Source organism: Paraburkholderia sp. Ac-20336, assembly GCF_017105025.1.
Taxonomy (GTDB): domain Bacteria; phylum Pseudomonadota; class Gammaproteobacteria; order Burkholderiales; family Burkholderiaceae; genus Paraburkholderia.
Genome location: NZ_JAAGPS010000294.1, coordinates 1 through 1,005, shown reverse-complemented (window position 1 = coordinate 1,005; position 1,005 = coordinate 1). Strand labels below are relative to the sequence as shown.

At 69.3% G+C, this 1,005-nt stretch carries 1 pseudogene; it reads left to right on the top strand.

Annotated elements, in window-relative coordinates:
* Nucleotides 1-1,005, top strand: a pseudogene (locus GXB81_RS31105) (hypothetical protein); the annotation flags it as partial.

The window sequence follows — 1,005 nt, the reverse complement described above, 5'->3', positions numbered from 1 at the left end:
GCGGTGCCGCCGACGAAGCCGGGTGGGGCGAGCGCTTCGAGGCGTATCGCCGGCACTATCCGGACGAGGCCGCCGAGTTCGAGCGGCGTGTGCGCAACGAGTTACCCGCGCAGTGGCGCGATGCGGTGCGCGCGCTGCTGTGCGATGCCGATGGCGCGGCCGCCACGCTCGCGACGCGCAAGGCCTCGCAGCAGGCCATCGCCGCGCTCGCGCGCAGCCTGCCGGAAATGCTCGGCGGCTCGGCCGACCTGACCGGCTCGAACCTGACCGACTGGCCGGGCGCGGTCGAGGTCGGCTGCGATGCCAGCGATGGCAACGGAAGCGATGGCAACGGAAGCGATAGCAGCGGAAACGTCGGCAACGGAAACGGCGGCGGCCTGCGCGGCGGCAACTACGTGCACTACGGCGTACGCGAATTCGGCATGAGCGCGATGCTGAACGGCATCGCGCTGCATCGCGGCTATCTGCCGTTCGGCGGCACGTTCCTCACGTTCTCCGACTATTCGCGCAACGCGCTGCGCATGGCCGCGCTGATGAAGACGCGCTCGATCTTCGTCTTCACGCACGATTCGATCGGCCTCGGCGAAGACGGTCCGACTCATCAGGCGGTCGAACATGCCGCGAGCCTCAGGCTGATTCCCGGGCTCGACGTATGGCGTCCGTGCGACACGGTTGAGACCGCGCAGGCGTGGGTCAGCGCGGTCGAACGCCCGGGGCCGTCGTGTTTGCTGCTGAGCCGGCAGAACCTGCCGTTCGTCACGCGTTCGGGCGAGCAGATCGCCGCGATTGCGCAGGGCGGTTATGTGCTGCGCGACTGGCCGGGTGATATGTTGCAAGCGCCGGGCGAGCAAGCGGCGCAAGCCGTCGCACAACCCGCACAACCCGCACAACCCGCACAACCCGCACAACCCGCACAACCCGTCGCTCGGATCGTGCTGATCGCGACCGGTTCCGAAGTCGCGCTTGCGCTCGATGCCGTCGCGCCGCTCGCCGCCGCCGGCATCA